Raw genomic sequence first — 16,066 nt, 5'->3', positions numbered from 1 at the left:
TCAGCGGCGCAGACTGCTCGGCGTGGTGCCCGTCAGTGTGCGGAACGCCGCCCCGAACGCGCTGGAGCTGCGGTAGCCCATGGCCTCGGCGATGTCCTCGAGTGGTTCCCCGTCGGCCAGCAGGGTGGTGGCCCGCTGGACCCGCACGGAGCCGACCCAGCGGGCGAAGCCCAAGCCGGTCTCCGCCCGGAACGCCCGCGTGATGGTGCGCTCGCTGACCCTGAGCTGCCGCGACCAGTCACCCAGGGTGCGCGCATCGGCAGGGTCGGCCAGGATGGCGGCCACGATCGGCTGCAGGAGTTCGCTGGTGGGCTCGTGGACGAGGAACTGATGCGGTGCCGGGGCCAGCACGTCCAGCACCATGGCGTCGGTCAGGCGGCGTGAGTGCTCGTTCAGGCCCTCCTCGCCCAGCCGCAGCAGCAGCTCCCGCAGCAGACCGGTGACGCGGAGGGAGACCGGCTCGGTGGGCAGAGCACGGGCTGCCCCCCGGGCCACCTCGAGGGAGAAGTACGTGGCCCGGTACACGGTGCCCGCCGGGGCCTCGGCGGAGTGCACGGTCCCGGCCGGCATCCAGAGCCCGATCGCCGGGGTGACCGTCCAGGTCCGCGGGCCGGCGCGCAGGGTGGAGGGGCCGGCGTCGTTCCAGAGCAGTTCATGCACCGTGTGGGAGTGGTCCGGCCAGCGGGTGGCGGTGTCCAGGGATTCGGCGATGCCCACGCTGGTGAAGTCCACCGGCACGGAGCCGGCCGGCTGCAGGGGCATCCGCCGGTAGGGGCCGGTGGGCGTGCTGGATGCCGGGGATGCGGTGGGGGCCTCGGTGCTGGACACGTCGACGAGCCTACGCCGGAACGCCCTCCCCTCATCACTCGCTCTTAACGCTTTGCGGGCAGAAATCAGTACTGATCTCTGCCCGCAAAGCGTGGTGTCCGGCCTGCCGTCAGAGGACCTTGGAGAGGAACTCCTGCAGTCGCGGCTGCTGGGGGTGATCGAAGATCTCGGAGGGGGTGCCGGCCTCCACGATCGTCCCGCCGTCCATGAACAGCACCCGGTCGGCGACCTCGCGGGCAAAGCCCATCTCGTGCGTCACGAGCACCATGGTCATGCCCTCATCGGCCAGATCGCGGATGACCTGCAGCACCTCGCCCACCATCTCGGGGTCCAGGGCGGAGGTGGCCTCGTCGAACAGCATGATCTTGGGGCTCATCGCCAGCGCGCGGGCGATCGCCACGCGCTGTTTCTGACCGCCGGACAACGACGCCGGCCGCGCCTCGGCCTTGTCCGCCAGGCCCACGCGGTTCAACAGTTCCTCGGCGCGCTTCCGAGCCTCAGGCTTGGACAGGTTTCCGAGTTCGACGGGGGCCAGCATGATGTTCTCGGCCACGGTCATGTGCGGGAACAGGTTGAACTGCTGGAAGACCATGCCGATGTGACGGCGGACCTGGTTGATGTCCACCTTCGGGTCCGTGAGGTCGTAGTCGCCGACCTGCACGGTGCCGCTGGTGGCCTCCTCGAGGCGGTTCAGGCAGCGCAGGAAGGTGGACTTGCCGGAGCCGGAGGGGCCGATCACGCACACCACCTGGCGCTCGCGGATCTGGCCGGTGATGCCGGTGAGGACGTGGTTGTCCCCGAAGGACTTGTGCAGGTCCGTCACGTCCACCATGACGCGCTCGCCGATGGTGCGGCTGCCGGCGGTCACGGGCGCGCCGGGGGTCGGGGACTCGGGTGCCGGGGTGCTCATGTGTTGACCTTCCTATCCACGAAGTTGGCCAGCTGGGTCAGCAGGGTGATGGCCACGAAGTAGATGATGCCGACGATCAGCAACACCTCGGTGACGCGGAAGTTCGCCGCGTAGATCTGCTGCGCCTGGTAGAGCAGCTCGCCGAAGCCGATGGCCAGCAGCAGGGAGGAGTCCTTGAGCATGATGACCAGCTGGTTGATCAGCGAGGGCGTCATGATCTTGAAGGCCTGCGGCAGCACCACGCGCTGCATGGACTTGCCATAGCCCAGGCCCAGGGAGCGGGAGGCCTCCATCTGGCCCGGGTCCACGGACTGCACGGCGCCGCGGACGATCTCCGCGATGTAGGCCGCGCCGTTCAGGGTCAGGGTCAGCACGCCGGCCACCCAGATGTTCACCTCGGTGCCGATCAGCTGCGGCAGGCCGAAGTAGAAGAAGAAGGCCCAGACGAGGATCGGGGTGCCGCGGAAGACGCTGACGAAGACCGTGGCGATGCCGCGCAGCACGGGGTTGGTGGAGACCTTGAGGAAGCCGAACATCAGGCCCAGGGCCATGGCCAGGGCGAAGGAGATGCCGGTGACCAGCAGGGTGTTGCCGAGGCCGACCATCAGGGCGGGCAGCGTGGTGGTGATCAGCCCCCAGAAGGAGGAGGCATCCGGGCCGGTCTGCGCGTCCTCGGCCAGGTAGGTGTCCAGGATCTCCTGGTACTCGCCGCTCTCCTTCAACTCGGCCAGGCCGGTGTTGAACATCTGCAGCAGCTCGGCGTTCTGGTCCTTGTTCACGGCGAAGCCGTAGTCGCCCACGGGCACCGGGTCGGTGACGGTCTTCAGCCCGGAGCCCTGCGTGATGCCGTAGGCCAGCACGGGGTAGTCGTCCATCAAGGCGGTGGCGGAGCCGGCCTTGACGGACTCGACCATGGTGGTGGTCTGGTCCAGGGCGGTGATCTCGAAGCCGTACTCGTCCTGGACGGATTTGGCGTACTCCTCGGACTGCGAGCCGGTCTTCACGGCCACGGTCTCGCCCTCGAGGTCCTCCCAGCCCTGCACCTCCTCGTTGGTGCCGTTGACGGCCAACTGCAGTTCGGCGGTGAAGTAGGGGTCGGAGAAGTCGTAGATCTCCTGGCGTTCCTCGGTGATGCCCATGCCGGCGATCACGCCGTCCACCTGGTCGGAGGAGAGGGCCTGCAGGGCGGCGTTGAAGCCGAGGGAGCGGAACTCCACCTCGAAGCCCTGATCCTCGGCGATGGCCTTGACCAGGTCGATGTCGATGCCGACGAGCTCGCCGCCGTCCCGGAACTCGAACGGTGCGAAGGTGGTGTCCGTGCCGATGACGTACGTCTCGCCGGTCCCGCCGGCCTCGGCTCCGCCGGCCACAGAGGTGCCTGCCACCGCGGTCCCGGCGGCAGGGGCCGGCGCTGCGGCCGTGCCCTCCGTCCCGGAGGCGGTGGCTGCGGGGGCGAGGCCCAGCAGCAGCACCCCCAACGTGGCGAACGCCGCGAGGAGGGTCCTCACGGCGGTCCTGAATCGGGTCTCTCTCACGAGGATGTCCCTTCGAATGGTGGAGTGGTGACTGTTGGGTAGCCTACTCTCGCCGTGACGGCCCTCACCGGCGACGGGCGGCCACTCAGGGACAACTCCGTGTTAGCTGTGCCATCCTTGGATCCCCTGTCCGCCCGCACCTGTCCGCAACGAGGCCCCCGCACCCATGGCCCTGCTGTCTCTGCCCGATCCCAATGCCCTGCCCCACCCTGCCCTGCCGCGCTTCCGGGACTCTCCCGACGCCGGCGAGCGGCTCCTCGTGGTGCGCGCCCCGGCCGGGACGGAGGCCCAGCGGTTCGCCCACGGCTGGGCGGGTGGGCCGGACCGGATCCTGCCGTGGCCCGTCCAGAACGGCCAGGCGGTGGACACGGAGGAGATCATCAGCCGGGTGGGCGCACTCCTGGAGGATCCCGCCGCCGGCCGGGTCGCCGTCGTCGCCGATCAGGGGGCACCCGTGGGGCGCCTCGCCGCCGCCTTTCCGGCGCGTCTCGCCGGCCCGCGGGACCTGCTCCTGACGGAGGGCGAGATCCTCTCGCTCGCCGCGGATCTCTCGGCACACCGCGCCTCGGGCACTCCCCTCGCCGCGGATCACCCCGGCCGGCCACCGCTGCCGCTGACCCCGCGCCGGATCCACCTCAAGACCGGCGGCTGGTTCCTGCCGGTCGCCATCCTTCTCGCGGACCCGCTGGGGGTGCAGACGGCGCGGCAGTCGCTGTTCTCCGCGCTGATGCGGTGGCTGCACCCGCAGGATGCGGACGGCAGCATCTCCCAGGCCGGGTACCTGCCGCAGTTCACCGAGGAGGTCATCGACGCCTTCCGGCCGCAGGGCTTCGGGGCGATGCCGAGCCCGCGGGATCTGGAGTCACTGGGCCTCTTGGTCCGGGACGGCAGCGGCGGCTGGTTCATGCCGTGGCTGGTCCAGGACTGCCTGCGGGACGCGATGCAGGAGGGCCGTCCCGATCGGGTGGCCGAGCTCAACCGGGCCGTGGACGAGGCGCTCGCGGCCACGGGCCACATCGAGGCCGTCGTCCAGCGGACCGTGTTCGCGCGGGACTGGAACCGACTGGAGGACCTGCTGCTGGAGCACTGGGCCGACCTCTTCGTCTGGAACGAGCCGGCCCTGACCTCCGCGGTCAGCAGCTTTCCGCGTGCGCGGGTGGCCGGGGTGGACGTGGCCGGATTCCTGCCCGGCCTCCTGAGCCCCACCGACCCGGACACCGTGCCGTTCACGTTGCCCGCCCACCGGCCGGATGTTCACCGCGATGAGGCCTTGCAAGCCCTGCGCGCCGGCACCACACGCCTGTATCGCACACCGGACCGCCAGGCCCTGACCCTGGGGACCATCGAAGTCGCCTACCTGCGCCGCGTGGGTCTGTTCACGGAGTCCGCCGATGCCGCCGTGCGGCTGAACGCGGCCTTGTCTGCCGCTCTGTCCACTGCGCCCGTGCGCCCGGTGATGGCCAGCTTCGTGGGACTGCAGGCCGGGATCTCCCTGCACCTGGCGGATCGGCTGGCGGAGGCGAAGACGGCCTACGAGAAGGCCTTCCACTGGGCCCTGCGGGGGTCTGCCGAGCCGCTCATCGCCGAGGTGGCCGGCAAGCTGGCCCTCCTGTCCATCCAGCAGGGGAACACGGACCGGGCCCGCTTCTGGGTCGCCAAGGTCGATGAACCGCTGTCCACCGTGCGGTGGGCGCACAACGTCGTCGCCTTCGCGGCTGATGTGGCGCGCGCACATCTGGCCCTGACCGAACTGGACCTCGTGACAGCACATGCCGTGCTGGAGCGCCTTCCAGCCGACCTGGACACGGACGAGTTCTGGGCCAGCCATGCAGCCCTGCTGGTGCACACCGCGAGCGCTGAGGGCCGCGGTGCGGAGGCCGCTCGGTGGGTTCTCGGCTGGCGCCAGGAGCGGCCCGCCGCCGTCCAATCACCCTTGGCGGGGCGGATCCTCAGCGAGGCGTTCCACGCGGCGCGGATCAGCACCGGGGACCTCACCGTGGTGCCCGGCTGGGACCGGAGCCAGCAACTGGCGGACCTGGAGGCACTGCGGTGCCTGTTGAAGGGGGACCCGGATGCCGCCCTGCGCGCCTTGCGCCTGCCCGAGCGGACCGGTCAACGGCACCGGAACCGGTCGGCCCTCATCGGGGTGCTCGCCCGGGCCCGGTGCACCCCGGCCACGGTGCCGGAGACCGTGGTGCGGCACTTGGCGTCCATCCACCACCAGGACGGTGAACTGGCGGATCTCTCCTTCTTCCACGCGCTGGGCTGGACGCCCGTCTTCCGGCGTGCGGGCCTGGTGGACGACGCCGGCCTGGTCCGGCTCCAGCGGTTGACCCGCCCGGCGCTGGTGGAATGCGAGGCTCCGACACTGACCTCGCGCGAGCGCGAGGTGCTCCAATCCCTGCGGGCGGGGATGACGCGCCGGGAGATCGCCGAGTCCACCTATCGCTCCGAGAACACCATCAAGGGTCAGATCCGCAGCCTGTACGCCAAGCTCGGCGCCTCCAGTGCGGCGGAGGCCGTGGAGCAGGCTCGCACCTTCGGTCTCTGACGGTTGTCCCCAGAGGTTCCGTCCCCACACAATGAGGCATGACCGCCCTGCTCAGATCACTGCACACCGCCGTTCCCTCCACCGTGCTGCAGCAGGAGGAGGTGCGTGACGTGCTGGCCGCGCAGCCCGGTCTGAGCCGGCTCGGCACCCGGCTGGTCACCGCGGCCTTCAACGCCTCGGGCATCGAACGCCGGCACACGGTCGTGGAGGAATGGCAGGACGGGGGCCGCGGCACCGGCAGCGGTGAAGGCATCTTCTTCGACCCGGAGACCGGCCACATCCTCAACCCCAGCACCGGGGTCCGCAACACGGTCTTCACCGACCACGCGAACGATCTCTATGAGCGGGCCGCCCGGGGCGCGCTCGACGGCTGCCCCGACCTCGGCCCCGAGGACGTCACCCACGTCATCACCGTCTCCTGCACGGGGTTCTTCTCCCCGGGCCCGGACTACCAGCTGGTCCGCCGCCTCGGCCTGGCCGCCACCACCAAGCGCATCCATCTGGGATTCATGGGCTGCTATGCCGCCATCCCGGCCCTCCGTGAGGCCGCGGCGTTGTGCGAGGCGGACCCGGCCGCCGTCGTGCTGGTGGTCAGTGCCGAGCTGTGCACCGTGCACGTGCGTGTGGCCAACGACCAGGACACCATCGTGGGGGCCTCGCTGTTCTCGGATGGGGCGGGCGCGGCGATCGTGACGGGGGAGGCCGGGAAAGCCGGAAAGACCGGGCATGCGGAGGGTGTGGCGGCGGGGGGGGGGGCGGCGGCGGGCGGCGCCGGCACGGGCCGGACCCCCGCCCTCCGCCTGGACGGCTTCGCCACGGTGCTGACGCCGGTGGGGGAGGAGGCCATGGCGTGGAACATCGGCGATCACGGCTTCGAGATGATCCTGGGCACCTATGTCCCGCACATCATCGACGAGCACATCACCGGTGCGCTGGAGCCCCTGCTGGCTGCCGAGCCAGAGCTGGCCGCCCGCCCCTATGCGGAACTGGAGCACTGGGCCATCCACCCGGGCGGGCGCAGCATCCTGGACAAGGTGCAGGCCCGGCTGGAGCTGACCGACGCCCAGCTCGAGCCGGCCCGGGACACCCTGCGGGACTACGGCAACATGTCCAGCGCCACGGTCCTGTTCGTCCTGCAGCGCATCCTGGAACGCGCGGGTGAGTCCGGGACGGACGGCGAGCGCGTCTGCGCCATGGCGTTCGGGCCGGGCCTGACGGTGGAGTCGGCCCTGATGACGTTGGTGGGATGAGGCGGCCGGTGAGGGGCCCGTCCTCGCTCGGCCTGCCCGCCCTCAGCCTGCGCGAGCGCCGGCCCTCCACCGTGGAGCAGATGGATCGTCCCGATTGCGACCTGGACGCCCTGCACCGCACCTACCGTGGTTTCGGCGTGGTCAACCCGGTGGTCGCCGGGTGGCAGCTGACCTACCGGCGCTGGATCCGTCCGCTGCTGGAGACGGCCCGCACCGTCACGGTCCTGGACATCGGCTCCGGCGGCGGGGACCGGCCCCGCGCAGTGGCACGGCAGGCCCGCCGGGACGGCTTCCGCGTGAACATCACCGCCATTGATCCCGACGCGCGGGCGCATGACTGGGCGACCGCGCGCCCCGCCGTGCCGGGGCTGGCCTTCCGCCGGGCCGTCAGCGGGGACCTGGTGGCCGCCGGCGAACGCTATGACGTGGTGGTGTCCAACCACCTGCTCCACCATCTGGAGCCGGCGGAACTGGACGGGCTGCTGGCCGACTCCGAGCGGCTGGCCGTGCGCCGGGCCATCCACAGTGACATCCGGCGCAGCCCCGCCGCCTACGCCCTCTTCTCGGCCGGCGCCGGGCTGGCGACCCCCCTGTTCCCGGGCTCATTCATCCGTCCCGACGGGCTCGCCTCGATCCGCCGCAGCTACACCCCGGGGGAGCTCGCCGCCGTGCTGCGCCCCGGCTGGCGGGTGCACACGCAGCTGCCCTGGCGGAACCTCGCGGTGTGGGATGCACGCTGAGGTCCTCATCGTCGGCGCCGGCCCCGTCGGCCTGTTCCTGGCCGGGCTGCTGGCCGCGCGGGGCCAGGAGGTGACCGTCCTGGAACGCCGCGAGCGCCCGCGCGAGCACTCGCGCGCCATCGGCCTGCACCCGCCGGCCCTGGACGCGCTCGCCGTCCTGGGCCTGGACCGGGCTGCCGTGGCCGAGGGCCTGGCGGTGCGCCGCGGGATCGGTGAGGGGGACGGCCGCCTCCTCGGTGAGATGACCTTCGAACGAGCGCACCCCCGGCGCCCCTTCGTCCTGACCCTGCCGCAGTCCAGGACCGAGCGGCTGCTCGCCGAGCACCTGGAGCGACTGGCCCCCGGTGCGTTGCACCGTGGCGTGGAGGTGGTGGAACTGGACCAGCCCAGCAACGACGACGGCGGCCCCGTTCGCGTGTCCGTGCGGCCGGTGGGGGAGAGTGTCGCTGAGGCTGGCGCGGGCGATGAGGTCTGGACGGCCGATGTGGTCGTGGCCGCCGACGGCGCCCACAGCACGGTGCGCCGTCTGGTGGGTATCGGCACGGACCGGATGGACTGGGGAGACAGCTACCTGATGGGCGACTTCACTGACCGTGCGGGACCCTACGGACACGGTGCCGAGCCGACCGCCGTTATCCAACTGCACCGGGACGGCGTGATCGAGTCCTTCCCGCTGCCCGGCGGACAGCGCCGCTGGGTGGTGCACACCGGCCGGCAGCAACGGCCCGAGCGCGCCGGGGATCTGCTGGCGCTGCTCCGCGAACGCCAGGGCGAGCGCCGGACAGTGCACACGGTGATGACAGGAGGGGCGCCGCAGGATGCACCGGAACGGTCAGCCCTACCGGAACTGCCCGATCCCGCGACCGCCACCATGGTCCGGTCCTTCTCCGTGTACCGGCAACTGGCCCGGCGCATGGTGGCCGGACGGACGGTGCTGATCGGGGACGCGGCGCATGCCATCAGCCCGATCGGCGGCCAGGGGATGACCCTGGGGTGGCTGGACGCACTGGCCCTCTCGCCGGTGCTGGCCGACCTCCCCTCACGGCGCGGACCACGAGACACCCCATCACTTTGCGGGCAGAAACAAGTACTCATTTCTGCCCGCAAAGTTGACGTGGCCGGAGGGGCCGGGGGAGCGGGCCGCGGGGCGCCGGCGTCGGGTCCGTTGGAGGACCGGCCGGAGTTCGCCGCCTGGGAGCGGAGCCGGCAACGTGCCGCGCTCCGCGCCGCCCGCCAGGCCGAGGTCAACATGCTGCTGGGGCGCCCCCTTCCCGCGAGCGTCTGCCGCGGTCGCGATGGCCTGGCCCGCGGCATCATGGCGACACCCCTGCGGCACCGGCTGGCGCGGCTGTACACCATGGGCTGGGCGGGCCAGCCGTGACCGTCGGCATCCTGATCGCAGCGGTCGCCGCCATCCTGGTGGGCTCGGCCCTGCAACGGCTCTCCGGTACCGGGGTGGGACTGGTGGTGGCCCCCGTGCTGGCCCTGCTGATGGGCCCGGCGCTGGGGGTCTTCGTGACGAACTCGACCACGGTGGTCTCCGGCTTCCTCATCATGCTGGCCGTGATCCGGGACGTGGACTGGAAGCGCTACCTGCTGTTCCTGCCCATGGCCCTGCTCGGTGCGATCCCGGCGGCCTTCATGGTGCGGGAACTCGATGCCGCGTGGCTGAACATCGTCATCGGCGCGGTGGTGCTGGTGGCCCTGGCCCTGACCTTCGGGACACCGTCCGTGCCCCGGATCCGCTCGCCGTTCCTGACGGCGGCCGCCGGAGCGGTGGGTGGGTTCCTCAATACCAGCGCGGGTGTGGCCGCCCCGGCCATGGTGATGTACTCCCGTTTCGCCCGTTGGGACCAGCGTTCCTTCGCCGCCACCATGCAGCCCACGTTCATGACCATGGGGATCTTCTCCGTCGGAACCAAGCTGGCGGTCGGTGCAACCACGGTCAGTCAGCTCCCGCCGTGGTGGCTGTTCCCGATCGTCGTGGTCACCGTGGTGGCCGGCATCCGGGTGGGCGGGTGGCTCGCCGGGAAGGTCTCGCTCGGAGCGGCGCGGACGGTGGCGATCACGTTGGCTGGGCTGGGCGGCGCCGTGGCCGTCTTCCGAGGACTGTTGATGCTGGCCTGAGGGCTACCGTGCGGCTCGATCCCGTGCGCGCTCGCGCAGCCCGGCCACGATCATCCAGACCGCGTAGGTCCCGAGTGCACCCGCCACGATGGGGATGACGATCGCACGGACGTCCCCGGTGATGACCTGGGTCACCCAGCCCACCCAGGGGATGGCGTACCAGACGGTGCCGCGGAGCTGAACCTCGCGGACGAAGCCGGGGTCCGGACTGGGGTTCGCGTCCCCCTGCGTGACGAAGAGATAGCCGCCGTCCGCGGTGCGGTGCTGTTCCGTCACCCGGTGGGTCACCAGTGTGGGGTCGCCACTGCGAAGCTGGTAGGTCAGGACGTCTCCCGGTGTGATCTCGTTGACCTCTTTGGGCCGCACGACGACGAGCGTGCCAGCCGGATACGCGGGCTCCATGGAGGAGGTCATGACGGTCAGCGCGGTGGAGCCGGTCACGGCAGGGACCACGATGGCGGCTGCCCCGATCAGGACGATCACGCAGAGCAGGCCGGTCATGAGGCCGGTGCCCACGGCCCGGAGGACGCCGGCCAGTCCCGAGCTCTCGCGGGTCTCGGGCGTGGTGATCATCCCTGGCCCTGCTCGCGCCGGGAGAGCAGGAAGGCCGCCAGGCCACCGCCGACCAGCACGGCCCCCAGGACCAATGCGGGAGCGCTGAACTGACTGCCGGTGAAGGACAGGTCGTCACGCTGAGACTGCCCCTCGGAAGGTTGCTGGCCGTGGCCGTCATGATCGAGGTCCGGGTCGGCGCCTTGGGTACCGTCCTCGCCGTCGGATGGCCGACCATCGCCCTCGGATGGCTGGCCACCGCCGAGCTCGGGCCTGTCCGGTGTTGGCGGTTCTAGAGGACGGGGGCAGTCATCGTCCTCGCCACTGCCGGCCTGGGCGTCCGAGAGGGTGGCACGGACCTGGAACTGCACGCTTCCCAGTGTTCCCTCACGTCCGTCATCACCGCGTTCAGACCCCAGGGACGGATCCTGCGCCAGGGCGATGTCAAGGGGTACCGTTTCGTCCGGAGCCACGAGCACATCGTCCGTGAGCCGGGTGCAACCGCCTGCAGAGAGTGCCTGACCAAGGGTGGACTTGCCGAGCTCTGTTCCCGCCCCATCGGTGAGGGTGATCTCAGTGTTCTGGGCCAGGTCCAGGTCGTCGGTCGCCACATTGACGAGGTACAGGCGTAGCGTTCCAGGCTCGGGCGCAGCATTGCGCATCCAGAGGCGCTCCGTGGTGACATCGCCGGGCACCACTCGCCCGGCATCGGCGAACAGATTGGCGTCACTGCCGGGAGTGTAGGTATGGCCATTGTGGGAGACGAGCAGATGGTCGGCGGCCCCCGCAGTATTCACGCCTGCCGCGACCGGGACCGGCGGGGTGAGTGCAGGGGAAGCGACGATGAGGAATGCGTTGAGCAGCATGGACGAGGCCAGGAGCGTGCGCTGCGGTGGAGCCAAGGGCATACTCACCCGAACCCCGAAGTTGGCGTGACGGTACCTGAATTGGACACGGCGAGGACGAACTCGTAGGCGACCGTACCGTCAGCGAAGGTGAGGCGCATCGTATTGGTTCCCGTGGAGAGCGCAGCGGCGGAGAACTGCAACTCGTTGGGTTGATTGAGGGGAATCCCGGTTGCGACAGAATTCCACACGCCGGCACTGGACCGTCTCTGCAAGGTGAGAGGGGCGCCCATAGCCCTGGGACCGACGATGAGGACATGGTTCGTGAGCATGCCAGCCGGGCGAAAGCCAAGACGAGACCGGACGGGCGTCACAAGGACCGTGGACGGATCGGTGCAGTCCCGGGTTGTCACGGCGTTGCCGCTGGCTGTAGAGGGCAGCGCGAGGCAGCGGCCGTCTACGGCGGAGACGAACTGGGCGGTGGCGACGTCCGCAGTGGACATTCGCTGCACGATCCACTGCTGAGTGGCCAGCGAGGGGTTAGCCGCCGCCGTGACCTGGCGGCCGCTCGTGTCGACTGCCAGCCGTGTCGTCGGAGCGTGGCGTGGACGCAGGGTGACGATCGAGGGGTCGGAGGGGGTGACCGGTATGACCTGCCAGAATTGGTTGGCCTGCGGGTGGGTGGTGCCACTCTGGAGGCACTGCCACGCGATGGCCAGTGAGCCGGCTCCTCCGTTGCCGCTCACGTCCAAGCAGGTGCTGCCGGTGCCGGCATTGCGGAAGGAGTACCAACGCGAATCGGCGGGCCGCGCCAGGACGTTGGCCCCGCTGTCCAGGGGATAGATGGCCTGTGTCGCCTGTGCCGCCTGGACGGCCGGCGCAGTGGCGGTCCATCCGGTGCCCGTGGCCGTGAGCGAGACGTTGAGGGTGCCGGCCACCGTGGTGGTGCCGGTGGAGGATGCCAACGCGCTGCGTTGGAAGATGGGGATCTCGGTGCGCACACAGAATGTCTGCGATCCACCGGCTGCCAGGGTCGTTCCCTCGACCGCGGCGGCGGCCCAGGTTCCCGTGGTTGCCGCGGCGGGAACAGCCGTCGATGCGGTGCACGCACCGGGAGAACTCACGGGCCAGATCCGCAGCGGCATCTGCGGGGCGATGGTTCCCGGCGCCGTGATCCGGCTCGAGGCCACCCCCGCCACGGATCCGTTGTTGGTGATCGTGAAGGACCCGGTGTTGCTCAACCGGGCGTGGGTGTTGATGTAGGTCGCTCCCAGCGCCGGGAAGTCTGTCTGGGAGATGCGCACGGAAGGTGTGGAAACCTGCCCAGAGCCCTGAGCGGTGGCCGTCCAATGAGCCCATGCCGCTCCACCCCCGGCGATGAGTGCCAACGCCAGCACACCGGCGATGAACGCCGCTGCTCCGGCGTGCATGGCGCGCATGGTCCGCATGTCAGTTCGCTTCCTGTGTTGCCGTGACCTCAAGGGCAAAACCCACTCCCTGGCCACTCTGTGTGACCGGGGTGCCCGCCTTCAGCCGCACCTCAAGACAGAACGTCCTCGTCTGTGTCTCGGCGAGGCGGCCGAGTGATGACACTGAATAGCCGTTCACATCGCCTAAGGGACCGGACAGGCCTACCGTGCACGCCGCCGCGGAGGCCACCGGCGTGATCCGCAATTGGGTGTTCCCGATGATGGCCTGGCTGGTGGTGGCCCTGGCGCTCGCAGACAGGGTGGACGGGACGTCGCTGGCACTGCTCACGGTGAACGCGCGGGCCACTGGCGTGGTCGGGGTGACGGTCCAGGTTCCCAGTGCAGCTGATGACGAACCATTGACACGCAGGTCGAGCGTGCCCGCCGTAATGGTGGCCTCGGGAACCTCTTCCGTGGCGCTGAGCAGCGCATACGTTCCGCCTGCGCAGGACAACCCCACTAGCGTGGCGCCGGCCACGAGGAAGCCTGTCCATCCCAGCGTTCGGGCGCGCTCAGGACGGCGCGGCTGAAGCTGGCGGTGGCGAGCACTCACGGTGGTCCTTGACGGGCGGGTGGTCGGCATCGCAACGGTGCGCGGTGCCGACCACCCTCCGTTCTCAGGGGGTGCCGTCGGCCGCGGCCGCCGCCCCGTCCACCTGGGTCACGGAGACGGCGAACGCGGACAGATCCACCTGGCCGGTCTTGGCGGGGTTGTCCACGTCCGGCGAACCAGCGGCGCCGAACGGCCAGTCCAGATCCACATCGATGGTGACGTCGTACAAGCCCTCGGCATTGCTGTTGTGACCGATCGTGGCGGTCGGTCCGGCCTCACCGTTGATCGTGAAGGCGGCGGACTGGGCGAGCTGCCCTGCTAGGGCAGCGTCGGCGGCATCGGCCCCGTCAACGGCGGTGATGGCCCCCTCCGCGACGGTCGCCTCGAACGCGAGGTTCTGGCCCTGGGCGGCGATCTGGTAGTCGGCGCTGAAGACGAGGGTGTCTCCCGGCACGATGCGCACGGCAGAGATGTCAGCGACGGGAGTCGCCGTTCCATCGGTGTGAGCGATCGTCCAAGCGGGGGTGCCGGTCTGCGTCAGTGCCAGATTGCCGGCCGTGATGGTGGTGGGTTCGCCGGTGTCCACGGTGCTGTTCCAGAAGGCGAGCGTCCCGCCGGTTCCGAGGAGGAGGACGACTGCCGCGCCAGCAGCAATCGTGCCCTTGGTCGTTTTCTTCATCAGTGGTTCTCCTTAAGCAGGGTCGGACGCGGGGTACTCAACCGACAGCTGTCATCCCACTGTTGTTTTCCCCCCGGAAACAACGGCATCGATCTCCGTCCATGGTGCGAGTCCCTGAGGACCCACGATCCGCGGTCACTGATGTCTGCCTCTACGAACGTTACCAACCTCAGGTGCTGACGTATACACCGTGAGATGGGTTGACTCGTCAACTTCTGGAGATGTTACGAGGGGTCCGTGAACGATGGACAAGGCACCGGGGTCGCCCGTAGCCGGCCCCGCCACGGCGTGCTGCAACGCAAACAAGGCGCGCGGGCATAGAATCCTCGATGATGAGCAGATTATTCGGAACCGACGGCGTCCGTGGCCTGGCCAATGGGATCCTGACCGTCGAACTGTCGATCCAGCTGGCCCAGTCCGCCGCCGTGGTGCTGGGGCACCAGGAGACCCACGGGCGCCGCCCGGTCGCCGTGGTGGCCCGTGACCCCCGCATCAGCGGCGAGTTCATCATCTCCGCGGTCTCGGCCGGCCTGGCCAGCGCTGGCGTGGACGTCTACGACGCCGGAGTGCTCCCCACCCCGGCCGCCGCCTTCCTGGTGGACGATCTGGACGCGGATTTCGGCGTGATGATCTCCGCTTCCCACAACCCGGCCCCGGACAACGGCATCAAGTTCCTGGCGCGCGGTGGCGAGAAGCTCACCGATGAGCAGGAGGACGCCATCCAGCGGCAGATGAACGAGGCACCGCACCGGCCGACCGGTGCCGACGTCGGGCGCATCCAGCGCTTCGCGGACGCCGAGGACCGCTACATTCTGCACCTGCTCAAGACCTTGCCGCACCGCCTCGACGGACTGAAGGTCGTACTCGACTGCGCCCACGGTGCCGCCGCCGGATGCTCGCCGGAGGTCTTCAAGGCCGCCGGCGCCGACGTGGTGGTGATCGGGGCGGACCCCGACGGCATCAACATCAATGACGGCTACGGCTCCACGCACCTGGAGAAGCTCCAAGCCAAGGTGGTGGAGACCGGGGCGGACTTCGGCATCGCCCACGACGGCGACGCCGACCGGTGCCTGGCCGTGGACGCCACCGGCACGGTGGTGGACGGGGACCAGATCATGGGAATCCTCGCGGTGGCCCTCAAGGAGGGCGGCCGCCTCAAGGAGGACACCCTCGTGGTGACCGTGATGAGCAACCTCGGCCTGAAGCTGGCCATGCAGCGCGAGGGCGTGCGCCTGGTGGAGACCAAGGTAGGGGACCGGTACGTTCTCGCCGGCATGAAGCACGGCAGCTACTCCCTGGGCGGCGAGCAGTCCGGCCACGTGATCTTCTCCGACTACGCCACCACCGGCGACGGCGTGTTGACCGGCCTGCAACTCGGCGCCCGGATGGCCGAGAGCGGCCAGACTCTGGCCGAGCTGGCCGGCGTGATGGAACGCCTCCCGCAGGTGCTCATCAACGTCAAGGATGTGGACCGGGACCGCGCGGGCGAGGACGCAGAGGTCCAGGCCGCCGTGGCCGACGCCGAGGCCCGCCTGGGCGAGACCGGCCGGGTGCTGCTGCGTCCCTCCGGGACCGAGCCCGTGGTCCGCGTGATGGTGGAGGCCTCCGATGAGGAGCAGGCCCGCCGCGAGGCCGAGGACCTGGCCACGGTGGTCGAGCGCGCGGAACGGCTACTCGCTCGTCGACCGCTCGGTCGAGCGCGAGCTCGCGCTCTCCGCTGACCCGGTCTGAGTGTGACCGAGGAACGCCCGGCTGAGGATGATCCGGCTGCGCCAGATTCGGCCGAGCCCGACCCGGCGGAGATCGATCCGGCGGAGACCGACCCCGCCGAGGATGTGTCGCCGATCAGCAAGTGGGTGGTCTTCCTCCTGTGTGCAGTCGCCACGGCGGTGCTGGTGGCACTCGTCAGTTTCTCCATGAGCTTGCCGGTCTGCGAGGACCCGCCCAACTCCTGGGCGCCGTGCATCGGACCGTGACCGCCGAGGGTGCACGTCACCCGAACAACGCCCAGAACGACGCCGACCCGC

General features: G+C 70.1%; 15 protein-coding genes. 7 read left to right on the top strand and 8 right to left on the bottom strand.

Going from position 1 to position 16,066, the window contains the following annotated elements; translation table 11 throughout:
• The 3 genes from RUH65_RS11810 to RUH65_RS11800 form a co-directional block, all read right to left on the bottom strand.
• Positions 1–828 (bottom strand): AraC family transcriptional regulator, encoded by an 828-nt coding sequence (locus tag RUH65_RS11810; protein WP_313817637.1) that lies wholly within the window; start codon positions 826–828, stop codon positions 1–3.
• Positions 829–937: 109 nt separating this feature from the next.
• Positions 938–1,738 (bottom strand): amino acid ABC transporter ATP-binding protein, encoded by an 801-nt coding sequence (locus RUH65_RS11805; RefSeq protein ID WP_396180141.1) that lies wholly within the window; start codon positions 1,736–1,738, stop codon positions 938–940.
• The gene (locus tag RUH65_RS11800; protein ID WP_396180139.1) at positions 1,735–3,246 is read right to left on the bottom strand and encodes an amino acid ABC transporter substrate-binding protein/permease; all 1,512 of its coding nucleotides are present in this window, start codon (positions 3,244–3,246) and stop codon (positions 1,735–1,737) included. The genes RUH65_RS11805 and RUH65_RS11800 overlap by 4 nt, the downstream gene beginning before the upstream one ends.
• Before the next feature lie 193 nt (positions 3,247–3,439).
• Here RUH65_RS11800 and RUH65_RS11795 point away from each other — a divergent pair, with 193 nt between their 5' ends.
• From RUH65_RS11795 to RUH65_RS11775, 5 genes are read left to right on the top strand one after another with little or no spacing between them, the layout of a single operon-like run.
• The gene (locus RUH65_RS11795) at positions 3,440–5,824 is read left to right on the top strand and encodes a LuxR C-terminal-related transcriptional regulator (RefSeq protein WP_313817636.1); all 2,385 of its coding nucleotides are present in this window, start codon (positions 3,440–3,442) and stop codon (positions 5,822–5,824) included.
• 38 nt (positions 5,825–5,862) lie between these two features.
• Positions 5,863–7,074: a type III polyketide synthase gene (locus RUH65_RS11790; RefSeq protein ID WP_313817635.1), complete on the top strand. Its 1,212-nt coding sequence runs from the start codon at positions 5,863–5,865 to the stop codon at positions 7,072–7,074.
• An 8-nt stretch (positions 7,075–7,082) separates the two neighbouring features.
• The gene (locus RUH65_RS11785; RefSeq protein ID WP_313817634.1) at positions 7,083–7,814 is read left to right on the top strand and encodes a class I SAM-dependent methyltransferase; all 732 of its coding nucleotides are present in this window, start codon (positions 7,083–7,085) and stop codon (positions 7,812–7,814) included.
• Positions 7,804–9,195, top strand: a complete 1,392-nt coding sequence (locus tag RUH65_RS11780) for an NAD(P)/FAD-dependent oxidoreductase (protein ID WP_313817632.1) — start codon at positions 7,804–7,806, stop codon at positions 9,193–9,195. Before RUH65_RS11785 ends, RUH65_RS11780 begins: the two co-directional genes overlap by 11 nt.
• Positions 9,192–9,941 carry a sulfite exporter TauE/SafE family protein gene (locus RUH65_RS11775; protein ID WP_313817631.1) on the top strand — a complete coding sequence of 250 codons (750 nt, stop codon included), beginning with the start codon at positions 9,192–9,194 and terminating at the stop codon, positions 9,939–9,941. Before RUH65_RS11780 ends, RUH65_RS11775 begins: the two co-directional genes overlap by 4 nt.
• A 3-nt stretch (positions 9,942–9,944) precedes the next feature.
• Here the strand turns inward: RUH65_RS11775 and RUH65_RS11770 are convergent, their stop codons facing one another.
• From RUH65_RS11770 to RUH65_RS11750, 5 genes are all read right to left on the bottom strand, one after another.
• Positions 9,945–10,514 (bottom strand): signal peptidase I, encoded by a 570-nt coding sequence (locus RUH65_RS11770; protein WP_313817629.1) that lies wholly within the window; start codon positions 10,512–10,514, stop codon positions 9,945–9,947.
• A complete protein-coding gene (locus RUH65_RS11765; protein ID WP_313817627.1) occupies positions 10,511–11,407 on the bottom strand; it encodes a hypothetical protein in 897 nt (298 codons plus the stop codon). Before RUH65_RS11765 ends, RUH65_RS11770 begins: the two co-directional genes overlap by 4 nt.
• Positions 11,404–12,786 carry a hypothetical protein gene (locus tag RUH65_RS11760; protein WP_313817625.1) on the bottom strand — a complete coding sequence of 461 codons (1,383 nt, stop codon included), beginning with the start codon at positions 12,784–12,786 and terminating at the stop codon, positions 11,404–11,406. The genes RUH65_RS11765 and RUH65_RS11760 overlap by 4 nt, the downstream gene beginning before the upstream one ends.
• Position 12,787: 1 nt before the next feature.
• Complete coding sequence (locus RUH65_RS11755; protein ID WP_313817623.1) at positions 12,788–13,360, bottom strand: SipW-dependent-type signal peptide-containing protein; 573 nt, start codon at positions 13,358–13,360, stop codon at positions 12,788–12,790.
• Positions 13,361–13,424: 64 nt separating this feature from the next.
• Entirely contained in the window at positions 13,425–14,039 is a 615-nt protein-coding gene (locus RUH65_RS11750) for an alternate-type signal peptide domain-containing protein (RefSeq protein WP_313817621.1), read from the bottom strand.
• A gap of 332 nt (positions 14,040–14,371) precedes the next feature.
• Between RUH65_RS11750 and glmM the strand changes: the two genes are divergently transcribed.
• Together glmM and RUH65_RS11740 are read left to right on the top strand one after the other, a co-directional pair.
• Positions 14,372–15,760, top strand: a complete 1,389-nt coding sequence (gene glmM / locus RUH65_RS11745) for a phosphoglucosamine mutase (protein ID WP_313817620.1) — start codon at positions 14,372–14,374, stop codon at positions 15,758–15,760.
• Positions 15,761–15,772: 12 nt separating this feature from the next.
• Positions 15,773–16,015 (top strand): hypothetical protein, encoded by a 243-nt coding sequence (locus tag RUH65_RS11740; protein WP_313817618.1) that lies wholly within the window; start codon positions 15,773–15,775, stop codon positions 16,013–16,015.
• Positions 16,016–16,066: the final 51 nt, after the last annotated feature.

The sequence above is a fragment of the Citricoccus sp. genome (assembly GCF_032154715.1).
Classification (GTDB): domain Bacteria; phylum Actinomycetota; class Actinomycetes; order Actinomycetales; family Micrococcaceae; genus Citricoccus.
Note: the sequence above shows the minus strand (reverse complement) of the source record. Positions and strands in the feature narration are given on the sequence as shown.

Excerpts from the sequence above, each read along its gene's own strand:
- RUH65_RS11770 (WP_313817629.1), bottom strand. The coding sequence starts at position 10,514 with ATGATCACCACGCCCGAGACCCGCGAGAGCTCGGGACTGGCCGGCGTC.
- RUH65_RS11790 (WP_313817635.1), top strand. The coding sequence starts at position 5,863 with ATGACCGCCCTGCTCAGATCACTGCACACCGCCGTTCCCTCCACCGTG.
- RUH65_RS11750 (WP_313817621.1), bottom strand. The coding sequence starts at position 14,039 with ATGAAGAAAACGACCAAGGGCACGATTGCTGCTGGCGCGGCAGTCGTC.
- RUH65_RS11780 (WP_313817632.1), top strand. The coding sequence starts at position 7,804 with ATGCACGCTGAGGTCCTCATCGTCGGCGCCGGCCCCGTCGGCCTGTTC.
- RUH65_RS11795 (WP_313817636.1), top strand. The coding sequence starts at position 3,440 with ATGGCCCTGCTGTCTCTGCCCGATCCCAATGCCCTGCCCCACCCTGCC.
- RUH65_RS11760 (WP_313817625.1), bottom strand. The coding sequence starts at position 12,786 with ATGCGGACCATGCGCGCCATGCACGCCGGAGCAGCGGCGTTCATCGCC.
- glmM (WP_313817620.1), top strand. The coding sequence starts at position 14,372 with ATGAGCAGATTATTCGGAACCGACGGCGTCCGTGGCCTGGCCAATGGG.
- RUH65_RS11805 (WP_396180141.1), bottom strand. The coding sequence starts at position 1,738 with ATGAGCACCCCGGCACCCGAGTCCCCGACCCCCGGCGCGCCCGTGACC.